15 protein-coding genes are annotated in these 14309 nt (G+C 58.8%); 7 read left to right on the plus strand and 8 right to left on the minus strand.

Translation table 11 applies throughout. The annotated features are described in order from the left end of the window. From nuoC to H7850_RS16050, 4 genes are all read right to left on the minus strand, one after another. Complete coding sequence (nuoC, locus tag H7850_RS16035) at window positions 1–1779, minus strand: NADH-quinone oxidoreductase subunit C/D (RefSeq protein WP_227370487.1); 1779 nt, start codon at window positions 1777–1779, stop codon at window positions 1–3. Window positions 1780–1830: 51 nt separating this feature from the next. Beyond that, on the minus strand, window positions 1831–2511 hold the full coding sequence (locus tag H7850_RS16040; RefSeq protein ID WP_227370488.1) for a NuoB/complex I 20 kDa subunit family protein: 681 nt from the start codon (window positions 2509–2511) through the stop codon (window positions 1831–1833). A gap of 108 nt (window positions 2512–2619) precedes the next feature. After that, the gene (gene ndhC / locus H7850_RS16045; protein ID WP_227370489.1) at window positions 2620–3015 is read right to left on the minus strand and encodes an NADH-quinone oxidoreductase subunit A; all 396 of its coding nucleotides are present in this window, start codon (window positions 3013–3015) and stop codon (window positions 2620–2622) included. Between the two features lie 156 nt (window positions 3016–3171). Beyond that, window positions 3172–3600, minus strand: a complete 429-nt coding sequence (locus H7850_RS16050) for a YqaA family protein (protein ID WP_227370490.1) — start codon at window positions 3598–3600, stop codon at window positions 3172–3174. A 63-nt stretch (window positions 3601–3663) separates the two neighbouring features. Here H7850_RS16050 and thiD point away from each other — a divergent pair, with 63 nt between their 5' ends. Further along, window positions 3664–4476 carry a bifunctional hydroxymethylpyrimidine kinase/phosphomethylpyrimidine kinase gene (gene thiD, locus H7850_RS16055; RefSeq protein ID WP_227370491.1) on the plus strand — a complete coding sequence of 271 codons (813 nt, stop codon included), beginning with the start codon at window positions 3664–3666 and terminating at the stop codon, window positions 4474–4476. A gap of 30 nt (window positions 4477–4506) precedes the next feature. Here the strand turns inward: thiD and dctP (H7850_RS16060) are convergent, their stop codons facing one another. Beyond that, the gene (gene dctP, locus H7850_RS16060; RefSeq protein ID WP_227370492.1) at window positions 4507–5586 is read right to left on the minus strand and encodes a TRAP transporter substrate-binding protein DctP; all 1080 of its coding nucleotides are present in this window, start codon (window positions 5584–5586) and stop codon (window positions 4507–4509) included. Window positions 5587–5646: 60 nt separating this feature from the next. Between dctP (H7850_RS16060) and dtd the strand changes: the two genes are divergently transcribed. Next, on the plus strand, window positions 5647–6084 hold the full coding sequence (gene dtd, locus H7850_RS16065) for a D-aminoacyl-tRNA deacylase (RefSeq protein ID WP_227370493.1): 438 nt from the start codon (window positions 5647–5649) through the stop codon (window positions 6082–6084). 8 nt (window positions 6085–6092) lie between these two features. On the opposite strand, the gene chaB is transcribed toward dtd, so the two are convergent. Next, window positions 6093–6326 carry a putative cation transport regulator ChaB gene (chaB, locus tag H7850_RS16070; protein ID WP_227370494.1) on the minus strand — a complete coding sequence of 78 codons (234 nt, stop codon included), beginning with the start codon at window positions 6324–6326 and terminating at the stop codon, window positions 6093–6095. Window positions 6327–6383: 57 nt separating this feature from the next. After that, window positions 6384–8297: an ABC-F family ATP-binding cassette domain-containing protein gene (locus H7850_RS16075; protein ID WP_227370495.1), complete on the minus strand. Its 1914-nt coding sequence runs from the start codon at window positions 8295–8297 to the stop codon at window positions 6384–6386. Between the two features lie 42 nt (window positions 8298–8339). Between H7850_RS16075 and H7850_RS16080 the strand changes: the two genes are divergently transcribed. From H7850_RS16080 to H7850_RS16090, 3 genes are all read left to right on the plus strand, one after another. Then, a complete protein-coding gene (locus H7850_RS16080; RefSeq protein WP_227370496.1) occupies window positions 8340–8873 on the plus strand; it encodes a TIGR02444 family protein in 534 nt (177 codons plus the stop codon). A 171-nt stretch (window positions 8874–9044) separates the two neighbouring features. Next, window positions 9045–9686, plus strand: a complete 642-nt coding sequence (locus H7850_RS16085) for a TRAP transporter small permease (RefSeq protein ID WP_227370497.1) — start codon at window positions 9045–9047, stop codon at window positions 9684–9686. Window positions 9687–9731: 45 nt separating this feature from the next. Then, a complete protein-coding gene (locus tag H7850_RS16090) occupies window positions 9732–11015 on the plus strand; it encodes a TRAP transporter large permease (protein ID WP_227370498.1) in 1284 nt (427 codons plus the stop codon). A gap of 221 nt (window positions 11016–11236) precedes the next feature. Here H7850_RS16090 and dctP (H7850_RS16095) read toward each other — a convergent pair whose 3' ends face one another. Then, window positions 11237–12256, minus strand: coding sequence for a TRAP transporter substrate-binding protein DctP (gene dctP, locus H7850_RS16095; protein ID WP_227370499.1), 1020 nt, complete (start codon window positions 12254–12256; stop codon window positions 11237–11239). Window positions 12257–12519: 263 nt separating this feature from the next. On the opposite strand from dctP (H7850_RS16095), the gene H7850_RS16100 reads away from it, so the two are divergent. Then, complete coding sequence (locus H7850_RS16100) at window positions 12520–13248, plus strand: FKBP-type peptidyl-prolyl cis-trans isomerase (protein WP_227370500.1); 729 nt, start codon at window positions 12520–12522, stop codon at window positions 13246–13248. Between the two features lie 6 nt (window positions 13249–13254). Continuing rightward, complete coding sequence (locus tag H7850_RS16105; protein ID WP_227370501.1) at window positions 13255–14307, plus strand: PHB depolymerase family esterase; 1053 nt, start codon at window positions 13255–13257, stop codon at window positions 14305–14307. Window positions 14308–14309: the final 2 nt, after the last annotated feature.

The raw sequence follows: 14309 nt of genomic DNA on the forward strand, positions 1-14309 counted from the left end.
TCAGCGATCCACGTCGGCCATGACGAAATCGATACTGCCCAGATGGGCAATCAGATCCGGTACGAAACCGCCCCGCATCAAGGCCGGAATATGCTGCAAGTGCGGGAAGCTTGGCGTCCGGATCCGGGTACGATAACTCATGGTATTGCCGTCACTGGTCAGGTAGTAGCTGTTGATGCCCTTGGTCGCCTCGATCATCTGCATCGATTCGTTGGGCTTCAAGACCGGCCCCCAGGAAACCTGAAGGAAATGGGTAATCAGGGTCTCGATATGCTGCAGCATACGCTCTCGAGGAGGGGGCGTAGTCAAGGGGTGATCCGCCTTGTAATCCCCGGCCGGCATGTGATCGAGACACTGCTGAATGATGCGCAGACTCTGGCGCATTTCATCGATGCGCACCTGGCCGCGGTCGAAGGCATCCCCGTTGTGTCCGGTTGGAATCTCGAAGTCGAAGTTTTCATAACCCGAATAGGGGCGCTGCTTGCGTAGATCGAAATCGAGCCCCGTGGCACGTAGATTGGGACCGGTGATGCCCCAGGCCAGGGCTTCCGTGGTGTCATGAGCGGCGATATGACGCGTACGCTCGCGCACGATGGCATTCTCCATCATCACCCGCTCGTATTCCCGCAAGCGTTTGGGCATCCAGTCGAGGAAGCCTTTCACCAGCTTCTCCCAGCCCTTGGGCAGATCGTGAGCCACGCCGCCGATACGGTACCAGGCCGGATGCATGCGAAAACCGGTGATCGCCTCGATTACCTCATAGCCCTTCTGCCGATCGGTGAAGGTGAAGAATACCGGGGTCATGGCCCCGAGGTCTTGAAGATAGGTCCCGAGGAACAGTAGATGGCTGGTGATACGGAACATTTCCGCCATCATCACCCGGATAGTCTCGGCACGCTTTGTCACGGTAATCCCGGCGAGCTTTTCCACCGCCAGCACGTAGGGCAGGTTGTTCATCACCCCACCGGTGTAATCGATGCGGTCGGTATAGGGGATGAAACTGTGCCAGGATTGGCGCTCCGCCATCTTCTCAGCGCCGCGATGGTGATAGCCGATGTCCGGCACGCAGTCGATGATCTCTTCGCCATCGAGCTGCAGCACGAGGCGAAAGGCGCCGTGGGCGGACGGGTGGTTGGGGCCAAGATTGAGAAACATGAACTCGCTATCGTCATGCTTGCGCCGCATGCCCCAGGCTTCCGGGTCGAACTTGAGCGCCTGCTGCTCCCTGTCCTGGCCTTCCACGGTCAGGGTGTAGGGATCGAATTCCGTGGCCCGGGCGTGATGATCCTTGCGCAGGGGGTGCCCGTGCCAGGTCGGCGGCATGAGAATGCGCGTCAGGTGCGGATGACCTTCGAAGGAGATGCCGAACAAATCCCACACTTCCCGCTCGTACCAGTTGGCGTTGGGGTAGAGCGAGACGATACTGGGGAGCGACAGGCCGGCCTCGTGGAGTGCCACCTTGAGGATCACATCCCGGTTACGCGATACCGAAAGCAGATGATAAAAGACGGTAAAGTCCGAGTCCGGCAGACCCCGGCGATGGCTACGCAGGCGCTCATCGGTGGCCGAGAGATCATAGAGCATCTCGAAGGCTTGAGACTTGTCCCGCAAAAAGGCGAGCACATCGATCAGCGCGTCCCGGGCCACCCAGACCACCGGCCAGCCGGTCAGAGTAGTCTGCTCCAGCACGATCTGTTCTTCGAAGCGCTGATGGAGCGCTTCTACAACGGTATCAGGACCGGTCTTGAGGGTGTCGGATGATGGTGACGCGACGCTCATTAGGATGAATGCTTCCCTTGCCTGGCAATGAAACGGAGCACATGTACTGACTCAGATGCTGTCCGGAGTACGCAGCTCCGTGGCCTGAATGCGCTGCTCCCTGTGCTTTTCCCGCTGGGAGGGCATTTCGGCACGATAGACCCCCTGATCGCCGACCACCCAGGAGAGCGGCCTGCGTTCTTCCTGAATCGAATCCTGCAGCAGCTGCAAGCCGTGCAGAAACGCCTCGGGGCGCGGCGGGCAGCCGGGGATGTAGACATCCACCGGCAGGAACTTGTCGACGCCCTGCACCACGGAATAGATATCGTACATGCCGCCGGAGTTGGCGCAGGAGCCCATCGAGATCACCCACTTAGGCTCGAGCATCTGATCGTAGAGCTGCTGGATGACCGGTGCCATCTTGAGAAAACAGGTGCCGGCGATGACCATGAAATCCGCCTGACGCGGGGAGGCGCGAATGACCTCGGCGCCAAAACGCGCGATGTCGTGAGGCGCGGTAAACGCCGTGGTCATCTCCACGTAGCAGCAGGAAAGTCCGAAGTTATAGGGCCACAGCGAATTCTTGCGCCCCCAGTTGACCGCAGAATGCAGCACCTCTTCGAGCTTGCCGGTAAACACGTTGCGATGAATCTGCTGCTTGACCGGATCTTCGACCCGACGCTGCTCGTTCAGAGGGTATTGAGAACTGTCCGTGGCAATCGCGTCGGTTGCGCGGGTCAGGGTATAGGCCATGAAACTCCTCCAGCGAAAATCCAGCACGGGTACATAAGCGGGCCTGAATAAAGATCCCGAAGCGCACGATGATGGCGTTATTATCCGACGCCGTTGCCAACTACAGCGTCATTTGCCGCCACGGCCTGCCGGCGCCCAATCAAGAGCCCCCACGCGGCTGTCATACACCAAGCCTGCCAGCAATATCAGGATGAATATCGATGCGCCGACGAAACCGGTCCATCCGACCTCGCGAACCGAAATGGCCCAGGCAAAGAGAAATACTGCTTCGATATCGAAGATGACGAAGAGCATGGCGACTAGATAGAACTTGATGGAGAAGGGTTGACGAGCGCTTCCGGCACCGAGAATACCGCCTTCGAAGGGGATGGTCTTGCTGCGTCCTTGACTACGACCACCAAGCAGCATCGAGGCGCCAAGCATGAACATGCACAAGGCAATTACCGCAAAGATAAAAAAACCAACGCCCCAGTACTCGGCTATCAATGCAATGTTCCGATCCATGAACACGCCCTCGCTAGATCAAACTCTATCTCTATGATGCATGAATGCTAAGCAGCGTCAATCGCGCTGCGTCGCAGCAGATAATACTACGCTTATCGATCCGGGCATCAGTATAGAGGAACAAAAAGGATTAACCAAAAGCTCAACTTGCCTCGATCAACACAGCGGTGCTAGCCAAACCTGAGCCAATGCCAGCAGCAGCGCATAACGAGCGCCCTTGGCAACAACGATCAACAGTGTCGCTCGCCACCAGACCAGACGCAATACACCCGCCATCACGACCAGTGCATCACCCACGACCGGCGCCCAGGACAGCAACAGGCTCCACTCTCCAAAGCGCCGATACCACCGCTCGGCTCGAAGCAGGTTGCGTGACGACACCGGAAACCAGCGCTGATGCTGAAAACGCCGCGCATAACGCCCCAGCGCCACATTGACCATACTGCCCAGACTATTGCCCGCTGTCGCCACCAGCCACAAAAGCAGCGGAGGTTCTCCGATACACCATTGACGCGCCAGCCAAACCTCGGAGCCTCCCGGCAGCAGGGTGGCACTCGCCAGCGCGACTAGAAACAGAGTCAGCATGGCTTGTACCCATCGGATTGTTTTAGGCTATAAGCCTCCAAGCCACTCAAGACTATTTCCTCGATGACCACCCTCTCCTTCATTCCCAATGCCTTGACCATCGCTGGCTCGGACCCCTCCGGGGGCGCCGGCATTCAGGCAGATCTCAAGACCTTCTCGGCGCTGGATGTCTATGGTACCAGCGTGATCACCGCCTTGACGGCGCAGAACACCCAAGGCGTCTTCGACGTGCATACCCTGCCGACGAATTTCATCGCCGCACAGCTGGACACACTGCTGAGCGATGTGGATATCGAGGCGGTGAAGATCGGCATGGTAGCGAGCGAGGAAGTAGCTAACGTCATCCGGGATGCCCTTGTGCGCCGGCGCCCGCGCTGGATCGTACTGGACCCGGTGATGGTGGCCAAGAGCGGTGACGTCCTGGTCGACGACGCCGGCATTCGCGCCGTTCGCGAGATACTGGTCCCGCTGGCGGATCTGGTTACTCCCAACCTGCCGGAGGCCGCAGTACTGCTCAACGGCCCGATCGCCCAGGACGTTTCACAGATGGAAGCGATCGCCCCACAGCTGTTGGCACTAGGCACGGCAAACGTGTTGCTCAAGGGCGGGCATCTGCGCGGTGAGCGCTGCCCCGATCTGCTGATCTCGAATCAAGGAACGCATTGGCTCGACGCCCTCCGGGTCGATACCGACAACCTGCATGGCACCGGCTGCACCCTCTCCTCCGCAATCGCGGCCTATCTGGCCCGAGGTCATGACCTGAGGGAAGCGGTAGAACAAGCAAAGGCCTGGCTCGGCCAGGCGCTGAGCGCCAGCGAAAAACTTCGGGTCGGTAAGGGGCATGGCCCGGTGCATCACTTTCATGCCTGGTGGTAACACAGCATTGCACGGCCGTGGCAGGCTAAGCTATGAAGGCGATGAAGCGGCCTCGGTCTTCGTTGAGTCTGCGCTGTCATCTTCATTGCCGCTATCGTCTTTTCCCTGCGCCGCCCGCAATTCCTTGTCTAGTGTCTCAAGAATCTTCTTGCCTCGCTCGCCTGCCTGTTCGATGTAGACATCACGCACCGGCAGGCTCTTTTCCCGAAACGCCTGGCGCTGCTCTTCGGTAAGCGTACTCATCTCGATATCGCTATTTTCCTCGATAGCCTCTAGCCGCTGCTGGTTGAGCTCTGCCTGGCGGTCGAAGATGAAGCTGCGCATATCGTCGGTGACGTCATCTATCATGGCCCGACGCTCCTCGGGCAGTTGCGCAAGGAAGTCCTGAGCCGCCACGAGCGTGGTGACAACCGGTGCCGGTCTGGCCTGGACAAGATGACTCTGCCGCTCGTAGAGATTCATTTCCTCGATAGTGGAAGCCGTGCTGGCCTGACCTTCAATTTGCCCCGACTGCAGGCCTGAACGAAGCTCGGCTTGAACCAATGGCTCGGGAACGGCGCCGTAAGCACGATAGGCTTCCTGTGCGATCGGAGAGGACATGGTACGCATCTTGAAGCCTTCCATATCCTCAGGCGTCTCGATAGCGCGATTGGCAGTCCACACCGCCCAGCCTTCGGAAATGATGCTCAACGGTTGTAGCCCCTGCTCTTGATAAGCCTCCTCGAGCAGCGGCCGGGCCTGGGTGGTGGCCAGCACCTGCTCGTTGATTTCTTCATCATCGGAGAACAGGAAATGCAGCGAGAATACGCCGGCTTCGGGAATCGTCGAGGCCAGGTGATCTGGCGAGGCAAAAGCCAGCTGAATGGCGTTCTGGCGAACCAGCTCGGGCAACTGCGGTGAAGTCCCCAGCGCCCCATGGGGATAGATATCGATGCTGATATCGCCCTCGGAGCGCTTTTCGATACGCTTCTTGAACTCCTGGGCATAGGCATCCTGAACACTGCCTTCCACCTCTTCCAGGGCGAAACGCCATTTCTCGGCAAAGGCGGCATTCGTCGAGAAAATACCTGCAACGACGATGACCATCGCTAATCCGATTTTCCTGAACATGTTGTTATGCTCTCTACTCAAAGTGGTTGAATACACCGATGACAGTCTGACAGGTACGACATGAAAGCATTGATTCAGCGAGTCAAGGGCGCCAGCGTCGAGGTTGAAGGCCGCCGCGTAGGCGCCATCGATCAGGGCATACTGGCGCTGATCGGTGTCGAAAAACAGGATGATGAAGCCCGCGCCGACAAGTTACTACACAAGCTTCTGCATTACCGGATATTCAGCGATGCATCAGGCAAGATGAATCTGGATCTCCAGCAGGTTGAGGGTGGATTGCTGCTGGTTTCCCAGTTCACCCTGGCAGCGGACACCGGTAAAGGGCTGAGGCCGAGCTTCTCCAGCGCCGCGGCACCGAACGACGGCCAGCGCCTCTACCGTTATTTGCTGGGACAGGCCGAAAAGCGCTGGCCGAAGGTCGCCAAGGGCGAATTCGGCGCCGACATGCAGGTCAGCCTGATCAACGATGGCCCGGTCACCTTCCTGCTGGAAACCTGACGCCACCTCTAATTCTTTTTAGGATGCCACTTGTCGTCGTCGCCCTTTTCATACTTCTCCTTGACCGCGGCCCAGGCGACCCGATGAGCGGTCTCCTCCCGGGAGGCATCGCCCCGACGATCCTCGGGCTTCTCGTACTCGTCCCAGGCGCTATTGAAGGCCTCCTTGTAGATCGTCTGCGCCTTGGGCGGCAGAACGTTTTGCACGCTATCGGGCAGTTCCTCACGCTTGTCATAAGGCATATCGACCTCCTGTCTGATCAAAAGTGAACGGGCCTCGGCAGTCTATCGAATCAGCGATCACCCTTCGAGCGCCGCCTCCTGTTGTTCCAGCGCCTCTTCCGCCTCAAGCCAGGCATTCTCCAACGCCTCCGCACGATTCTTGAGTTCGCCTTGACGCGCCAGCAACGCGCTCAGCTCTTCCTTGCGCGCGGTATCGGTATAGAGCTCGGTATCACTCAGCTGCGCCTCTACCTTGGCAAGCTCATCGTTCGCACGGGTCATGTCGCGCTCGATCCGGTCTCGCTCACGCTTGAGCGGACGAAGTTTTTCCCGCAACTCGGCGGCGGCCTTGCGCGTTGCCTTACGATCGGTGCTAGCGTCTTCGCTTGCCGTCTTTTCCGTGCGCGCTTCGCGACGTTCACCTTCGAGCCGTGTCTTCAACCAGGCCCGATAATCCTCCAGGTCGCCATCGAAGGGCGCGACCTTGCCATCCGCCACGCACCAGAACTCATCCACCGTGGCCCGCAGCAGGTGACGATCGTGGGAGACGATGATCACCGTGCCCTCAAAAGCCGCCAGCGCCTCGGTCAAGGCCTCGCGCATTTCCAGATCGAGGTGGTTGGTGGGCTCGTCGAGCAGCAGCAGATTGGGCTTTTGCCAGGCAACAAGAGAGAGCGCCAGACGCGCCTTTTCGCCGCCGGAGAAACGCCCTACCTCGCTGAAGATGTCGTCACCACGAAAGCCAAAGCCCCCCAGGAAGTTCCGAATGGTCTGCTCGCTGGCGGTAGGTGAGAGGCGCTGCACATGCAGAAACGGGGTAGCCTTGAGATCGAGTCCTTCAAGCTGATGCTGAGCGAAGTAGCCAATGGCCAGATGCTCGCCGGCGACGCGCTTGCCTTCCAGCAGAGGTAGCTCACCGGTCAAGGATTTGATCAGCGTCGACTTGCCGGCACCGTTGGGGCCCAGCAGACCGATACGACTGCCCGGCAGCAGGGTCAGCTCGACGCCCTTCAACAAGGGAGTGCTGTACCCCAGCGCCGCCTGATCCAGCACTAGGAGCGGGTGCGAGGTCTTGTCCGCGGAGGGCAGCGTAAAATGAAACGGCGAATCGACATGGGCCACGGCGATGGTCCCCATGCGTTCGAGCATCTTCAAGCGGCTCTGGGCCTGGCGCGCCTTGGTGGCCTGAGCGCGAAAACGCGCCACGAAGCGCTCGATTTCCTCGCGACGGGCCTGCTGCTTGACCGCTTCCACCTGTTGCTGGGCCAGCTTTTCCGCCCGGGTACGTTCAAAAAGGCTGTAGTTGCCACGATAAAGCACCAGTCGATGGCGATCGAAATGGACGATGTGGTCGCACACTGCATCAAGAAAATCACGATCGTGGGAGATCAACAGCAAGGTACCGGGATAGCGGATCAACCACTGCTCCAGCCACAAAAGCGCATCGAGATCCAGATGATTGGTGGGCTCGTCGAGCAACAGCAGATCCGACGGCATGAACAAGGTGCGGGCCAGATTGACCCGCATGCGCCAGCCCCCGGAAAACGACGCCAGGGGCTTGTCGAGCTGCGCCTGGCTAAAGCCCAGGCCTACCAGCAACTGGGCCGCTCGGGCCGGGGCGCTGTAGCCGTCCACCGCCTCGAGCTTGCCGTGCAGCTCCGCTTCGCGATGGTGATCGCCGCTTTCCTGCGCGGCTTCCAGGGCCGACTGGGTGGCGCGCAACTCGATATCCCCGTCGAGCACGTAGTCATGTATCGAGCGCTCCAGCGCCTCGATCTCCTGGGCCATATGGGCGATGCGCTGCCCGCCGAAGAGTTCGACCTGGCCCTTGTCCGGGGTCAACTCTCCCAACAGCAACTTGAACAGGCTCGACTTGCCGGCGCCATTGGGGCCGACGATGCCGGCCTTGTGGCCGGAATGCAGGGTCAGCTCCGCCTCCTCGAACAGGGGTTGCGTTCCGCGTTGCAAGGCCAGTTGACGCAGTGCGATCATGAAAACTCCCGAGCGTGGACTGGATGGCGCAGCCAAGTGAAAATGGACGATCATTCTACCCAATTTTCGATAGCATTATGGGACTACGCGCTGATTCTCTACGCTCGGCCCGGCGTAGCGGCTGCGTGCCTGGCGCTACAGGACGAGCATGGGGCGGACGTATGCGAACTCTTATGGCTGTGTTGGATGGATCGTCTCGGGCTGACCACGAACGCCAACGCCGCCACCGTTCTGGCACCGATTCGCGATCAACAGGACATCTTGACCCGCTTGTTACGCGAACGTCGACGCGAACTCAGGGCTCACGCAACGCCTGGCACACCCCTCGCCCAGTGGCGCGAAACGATCAAAAATGCAGAACTCGCCGCGGAACGCGGCACCCTCCTGCAACTGCAAGCGCTGGCAAGGCGCGGCCAAGGCGTTCGCCCCTTGCACCAGGACGATGCCGCGCTGATCACTCGTCTTATCCATCATGTCGGCCGCCCACCTTCAGCAGTCAGCGACCCGTTGAGCATCCTGGTTGGCAACACTACGATCAGACCAAATGACGATAGCACCACAGCACCTAAACCTTGACGAGTGGCAAGGTTTTAGCAAACCCTATAAGTTCAAGAAGGGAGTCAGGCAGCTCCGTTTTCTTACAAGCGCCATCCAAGACGAACCCTTGCTGCCTGGCAAACGTTGGCCTTTGATTCAAGACAATTGCCGCGCGCTTGCGACCGGCTAGCCATTAGGTGGACCAACGACATGACGGAACAGCAAGAACCCAATAACAACGACGGCCCCACGGCATCCAAACGACAAAACGGCTTCCTGCGAGTACTCGGCACAATCGATCATGGGCTTGGCGTATTCGAGGCCGTGGTGATCGCTGGCTGTGTGCTCGCTATGGCCGCGCTGATGAGCGCCCACGTTGTGGGAAACCTCCTCTTTCAGCAAGGTATTCCCGGCACCTACGAAGTCACCGAAATGCTGATCGTGGTGATCACTTTTATCGGTGTCAGCTACGCGGCCCGACACGCGCGCCATATCAGCATGAGCGCCATTTACGACCAGCTCAGCGGTCGATTGCGCAAGGCACTGCTGATCGTTCTTTGCCTGGGTACCGCAGTGCTGATGTTCTATTTCGCCTACAAGTCGGTGGACTACGTCGTAACGCTGCAAGAACGTGGCCGAACCAGCGCCGCGCTGGGCATACCGATGTGGCTGATCTATCTGGCACTCCCCTTCGGCTTCACCCTCGCCGGCATCCAGTACGTGCTGACCACCCTACGAAATCTGTTCAGTGACGACATCTACCGCTCTTTTACCGAAAAAGAAGAATATTCAGATATTCCCATGAATGATTCCGACCAGACCCAGGACGCCAACGAGCGTCATGGCATCTGATCCCGGGATTACGAGCGCGTCAACAATGCACATAAGGACAATCGAATGCTGATCTTGCTAGGCGTGATCATGCTGGTACTGCTGCTGCTCGGCTTTCCGATGATGGTGCCCCTGGCCGTGGGCATGCTGTACATGATGTTCACCGGCATGACCTTCTTTGGACCCGATCAAGCCGTCAGTTGGATGATCAGCGGTGTGGGCAGTTGGGTACTTGCAGCAGTGCCGATGTTCATCTTCGCCGCGGACATTTTGACCAAAGGCCATACGGCCAATCGCCTGCTGGATCTGGTCGATGTGTTCACGCGTCACATTCGCGGCGGCTTGCCGATTACCACCGCTGCGTCCTGCGCCTTGTTCGGCGCCGTCTCCGGCTCCACCCAGGCCACCGTGGTCGCCATGGGCGGGCCGATGCGGCCACGCCTGCTGGCCAAGGGCTATCCGGACAGCTTCGCCCTGGCGCTGATCATCAACGCCAGCGACATTGCCCTGCTGATCCCGCCCAGCATCGGTTTCATCATCTACGGCGTAGTCATGAAGACCTCGATCGGCGATCTGTTTCTCGCTGGCATCCTGCCCGGCCTGTTGATCCTGGCGATGTTTGCCCTCTACTGCTATATAGGCGCCCGCATCAAAGGCATCGAGGCAGAACCACACGCCTCCTGGGGCGAGCGTCTAAAGGCGATGCGCAAGGTTATCCTGCCCCTTGGCTTTCCGATTCTGGTGGTTGGCGGCATCTATGGCGGCTTTTTCAGCGCGGTGGAGGCCTCCGCCGTCGCGGTTGCCTATGCGCTGATTCTGGAGGTCGTGATCTATCGCCAAGTGTCGATTCGCGATCTCGGAGGCTTGGCCCTCTCCACGGGTATGATCACGGCGGTGGTGTTCATTCTCGTTGCCGTGGGTGCTGCGTTCTCCCAGACTCTTGGCACCGCAGGCGTACCAGAGCAGATTCTCGGTCCCGTCATCGAAAGCATCGGTGACAATCAGGTTCTGGCCCTTTCATTGATCGCTGCCGCCTTCTTCGTCGGCTGCATGTTCGTCGATCCAATCGTGGTGATCCTGATTCTGGTCCCGATCTTCAAGCCGCTGGTGCAATCAGCAGGCCTGGACCCGGTGCACGTCGGCGTCATCGTAACCCTGCAGGCGGCCATCGGTTCCGCCACGCCCCCCTTCGGCTGCGATATCTTCACCGCTATCGCCGTCTTTCGTCGGCCCTACATGGATGTGATTCGCGGTACGCCGCCTTTCATTGCCATCCTGTTGCTGGCAACGATCATTCTCATTCTCTTTCCTCAGATTTCACTACTGCTGCCTTCGCTGGGAGGCGACTAGGCTATGTCCGAAAAATGCCTGCGCTAGCCCATACAGCGTTAAAAATCGACTCAAAGTACTCATTTACACCGCGTAAACTCCGTCTTTTCGTCGATTTTTGTCTTGTCTAGCCATCGCTCGTCGACTTTTCAGACAAATCCTAAAACCCGCCCACAAAAAAGCGAATGGGCCGACAGCGTCCTGACCGGCCCATTCGCCCATTCCTCAAGAATCACACTACGTTACTGTGACGCGCCGGACTCCACCTGCTCAAGCAGCGTGTTGAGCGCCTGCTCGCCAAGCTCCCCGACATCATCGGCGAAAGTCTGACGTACCGGCTCGGCCAGCTTTCGGAACTGATCGCGTTCTTCTTCGCTGAGCTCGATGATTTCGATATTACCCTTTTCCTTGATGGTCTCCAGGCGCGTTTCATTGAGTTCGGACTGGATGTCGTGACCGATCTCAACCATTTCGCTGGTGGTTTCATCGATCATCTGGCGCTGCTCATCCGACAGACCTTCGTACCAATCCTGATTGGCAATGACGTTACCCACGAACTGCGCCTGCTTGGCGAAGATCATGTAATCCTGAACTTCGTAGAACCCCATTTCCTCATGGGCGAACACCGGCTGGATGTTGCCATCCGCCTGCCCCTGCTGAAGCGCGCTGTAAAGCTCACCATAGGAGATGGTGATCGGCGAGGCCCCATAGGCCTGATAGGTCTTGCGTAACAGGCTGTTATCCATCACACGAATCTGCAGGTTCTCCATGTCATCCGGGGTGCGGATCTCGCGGTTGGCGGTCCATACCTGATAGCCCTCCGGCACTGCGGCTAGCGGTACCAGACCGCGATTGCGGTACGCCTGCTGCCACCCATCGCTCTTCATGAAAGCGTCGGAGTTCAATATCTTGGCGGTTTCGAGTTCATCCGCCGGCATGATGAAATTCAGGCTCATCAGCTGGCTTTCGGGCACGGTACCGCCCAGAAAGCCCGAGCCAAAGCTCAATGGGATGGAGCCGCTTTGAATGGCATCGTAGAGCGTCGAGTAATCCGATCCCCACTTGCCATAGGGAAGTACTTCAACGGTAACATCGCCGCCGCTTTTCTCTTCGATCAGCTTCTTGAACTCTTCGGCATAGCCGGATTGGACGCTACCCTCGATCTCTTCGAGACCAAAACGCCACGTCTCGGCATTGGCCGATGAAGCCACACCTGCAAGGCTGATAGCCGTGATGCTGAAGACAAGATTACGTAATTTCATCGCAGTTCCCTTTGTTGTTGACGTATTTTCAGGGAAGAGCAAAGCGTCACCATTGTCAAGCAAGCTAGCGTTTGAAGAAAGAACGATACTCGCCTGCTTGTTGCTGCACACTTTCTGAAATGCGTGCGTCAATCGCCTGGATGCGGAACTCTGAACGCCCTGTTAGAGTCGCAGTGGACTGATTGTCGTACCTTGAAGTGTCGATACACTCTCATTCATCGCACATCTCATTGCATATTACCCAGAAATTCCAAGGAGCTTTCATGAAAACATTGGTGACCGCCGCTGCCTTAACCGTCGCTCTTGGCACTGCGCCGTTGGTGCTCGCTGCACCGGAAAGCGATCAGGAAAAACTCAGCTACAGCATCGGCGTAACCCTGGGTCAGAGTCTTTCTCAAGATATCGAAGATCTCGATGTCGACGCTTTTTCTCAGGCGATCAAGGACACCTACGCGGGCGACGAGCTTCAAATGAGCGACGAGGAAATGGCCGAGGCGTTGACTCAGTTCCAGCAGCAAAAAATGGCGCAGCAGCAGCAGGAAGCGCAGAAAGCCGCCGAAGCCAATCGCGTCGAGGGTGAGGAGTTTCTCGCTGAGAATGCCGAGAAGGAAGGCGTCAAGACCACGGAGTCTGGCCTGCAGTACAAGGAACTCGAATCCGGCGATGGCGCGTCCCCGGATGCCAAGGACACTGTCAAGGTGAACTACGAAGGCAAGCTGCTCGACGGCACCGTCTTCGACAGCTCCTATCAACGCGGCGAGCCGGTGGAGTTCCAGGTCGATCAGGTCATCGAAGGCTGGCAGGAAGCTCTGCAGATGATGAAAGCCGGCGATACCTGGATGATCTACCTGCCCGCGGATCTGGCCTATGGCGAGGCAGGCACCGGTGGCCCCATTGGTCCCAACGAAACCCTGACCTTCAAGGTCGAGCTGCTCGACGTCATGCAAAACGATAGCGCCGACGATGCCGACTCTCAAGACAGCGGCGAATAAGCATTGATGAAAGCACTGGCAGCGTTCGTGCTGACGCTGGCGACGGTGCCAGCGCTGGCCCAGGACGCGGAACGGGAAGCCTCGCCGCTATCGGTGTTCGACATCGAGCCCGAAGCCATCAGCGTGATGGGCGTCTCCTCCGGCGGTTACATGGCTACCCAGCTTGCGGTGGCCTGGCCGGAGCAGTTCTCGGGATTGGCGGTGTTTGCCGCCGGCCCCTGGGGCTGCGCCCAGGGGGCATTGGCGCTAGCGCTTACGCAATGCATGAGTACTCGCCTGGGCTTACCCGAGCTGGATGAGTTGCAAGAACGCTATGACGCGTACCGGGAAGGCGGCCAGGTTGGGCCAATGGATGCGCTGGCCAAGCAGCGGGTTTATCTATGGTCCGGCGGACAGGACGATGTCGTTGACCCGCAACTGATCGAGGTGCTGGCGGGTCAGTATCGCACTTGGCTTGCGAACCCGGACGCGCAGCTCAAGTATGTCGATGACCCGGCGGCAGGCCATGGCTGGCCTGTTTTGGCCAGTGCTGCGGAAACCATCGATCCCGCACCCTGCACTGAAGGGGGCACCCCGTACCTGTTGAACTGCGATTTCGATGGGGCCGGAGAGGCGCTGAAATGGCTTTATGAGGAGCGCGTTCAGCCGCCCCAGGGGGATGGTCGCGGTATGCTGATGCGCTTCGACCAGACCGCATTCTACGATGGCGGGCTAGCCGACACGGGTTATGTATTCGTTCCCAAGACCTGCGAGGAAGGTGCGCCCTGTGCCTTGACCGTTGCCCTGCACGGCTGCTCGATGAGCGCCGAGCAGATCGGCGAGACCTTCGTGCGCCATTCAGGGCTCAACGAATGGGCTGCGGAGAATCGACTCGTCGTGCTCTATCCTCAGGCGGAGCCTAGCCTGCCCAACCCCAAGGGCTGCTGGGACTGGTGGGGATATGACGAGAGCAGCTGGCAACTCGATGCGCCCTACGACAGCCGTCAAGGCCAGCAGGTCCAGGCGCTCAAGGCGATGGTCGACCATTTGCGCGGCGCGAAGGTGGTGATGGCCGAATAGCT

The sequence above is a fragment of the Halomonas sp. M20 genome, from assembly GCF_020622265.1.
Classification (GTDB): domain Bacteria; phylum Pseudomonadota; class Gammaproteobacteria; order Pseudomonadales; family Halomonadaceae; genus Modicisalibacter.

Excerpts from the sequence above, each read along its gene's own strand:
- chaB (WP_227370494.1), bottom strand. The coding sequence starts at position 6,326 with ATGCCTTATGACAAGCGTGAGGAACTGCCCGATAGCGTGCAAAACGTT.
- H7850_RS16100 (WP_227370500.1), top strand. The coding sequence starts at position 12,520 with ATGAAAACATTGGTGACCGCCGCTGCCTTAACCGTCGCTCTTGGCACT.
- dctP (WP_227370492.1), bottom strand. The coding sequence starts at position 5,586 with ATGTTCAGGAAAATCGGATTAGCGATGGTCATCGTCGTTGCAGGTATT.
- H7850_RS16050 (WP_227370490.1), bottom strand. The coding sequence starts at position 3,600 with ATGCTGACTCTGTTTCTAGTCGCGCTGGCGAGTGCCACCCTGCTGCCG.
- dtd (WP_227370493.1), top strand. The coding sequence starts at position 5,647 with ATGAAAGCATTGATTCAGCGAGTCAAGGGCGCCAGCGTCGAGGTTGAA.
- H7850_RS16080 (WP_227370496.1), top strand. The coding sequence starts at position 8,340 with ATGGACGATCATTCTACCCAATTTTCGATAGCATTATGGGACTACGCG.
- H7850_RS16085 (WP_227370497.1), top strand. The coding sequence starts at position 9,045 with ATGACGGAACAGCAAGAACCCAATAACAACGACGGCCCCACGGCATCC.
- nuoC (WP_227370487.1), bottom strand. The coding sequence starts at position 1,779 with ATGAGCGTCGCGTCACCATCATCCGACACCCTCAAGACCGGTCCTGAT.
- H7850_RS16040 (WP_227370488.1), bottom strand. The coding sequence starts at position 2,511 with ATGGCCTATACCCTGACCCGCGCAACCGACGCGATTGCCACGGACAGT.
- ndhC (WP_227370489.1), bottom strand. The coding sequence starts at position 3,015 with ATGGATCGGAACATTGCATTGATAGCCGAGTACTGGGGCGTTGGTTTT.
- H7850_RS16105 (WP_227370501.1), top strand. The coding sequence starts at position 13,255 with ATGAAAGCACTGGCAGCGTTCGTGCTGACGCTGGCGACGGTGCCAGCG.
- dctP (WP_227370499.1), bottom strand. The coding sequence starts at position 12,256 with ATGAAATTACGTAATCTTGTCTTCAGCATCACGGCTATCAGCCTTGCA.
- H7850_RS16090 (WP_227370498.1), top strand. The coding sequence starts at position 9,732 with ATGCTGATCTTGCTAGGCGTGATCATGCTGGTACTGCTGCTGCTCGGC.
- thiD (WP_227370491.1), top strand. The coding sequence starts at position 3,664 with ATGACCACCCTCTCCTTCATTCCCAATGCCTTGACCATCGCTGGCTCG.
- H7850_RS16075 (WP_227370495.1), bottom strand. The coding sequence starts at position 8,297 with ATGATCGCACTGCGTCAACTGGCCTTGCAACGCGGAACGCAACCCCTG.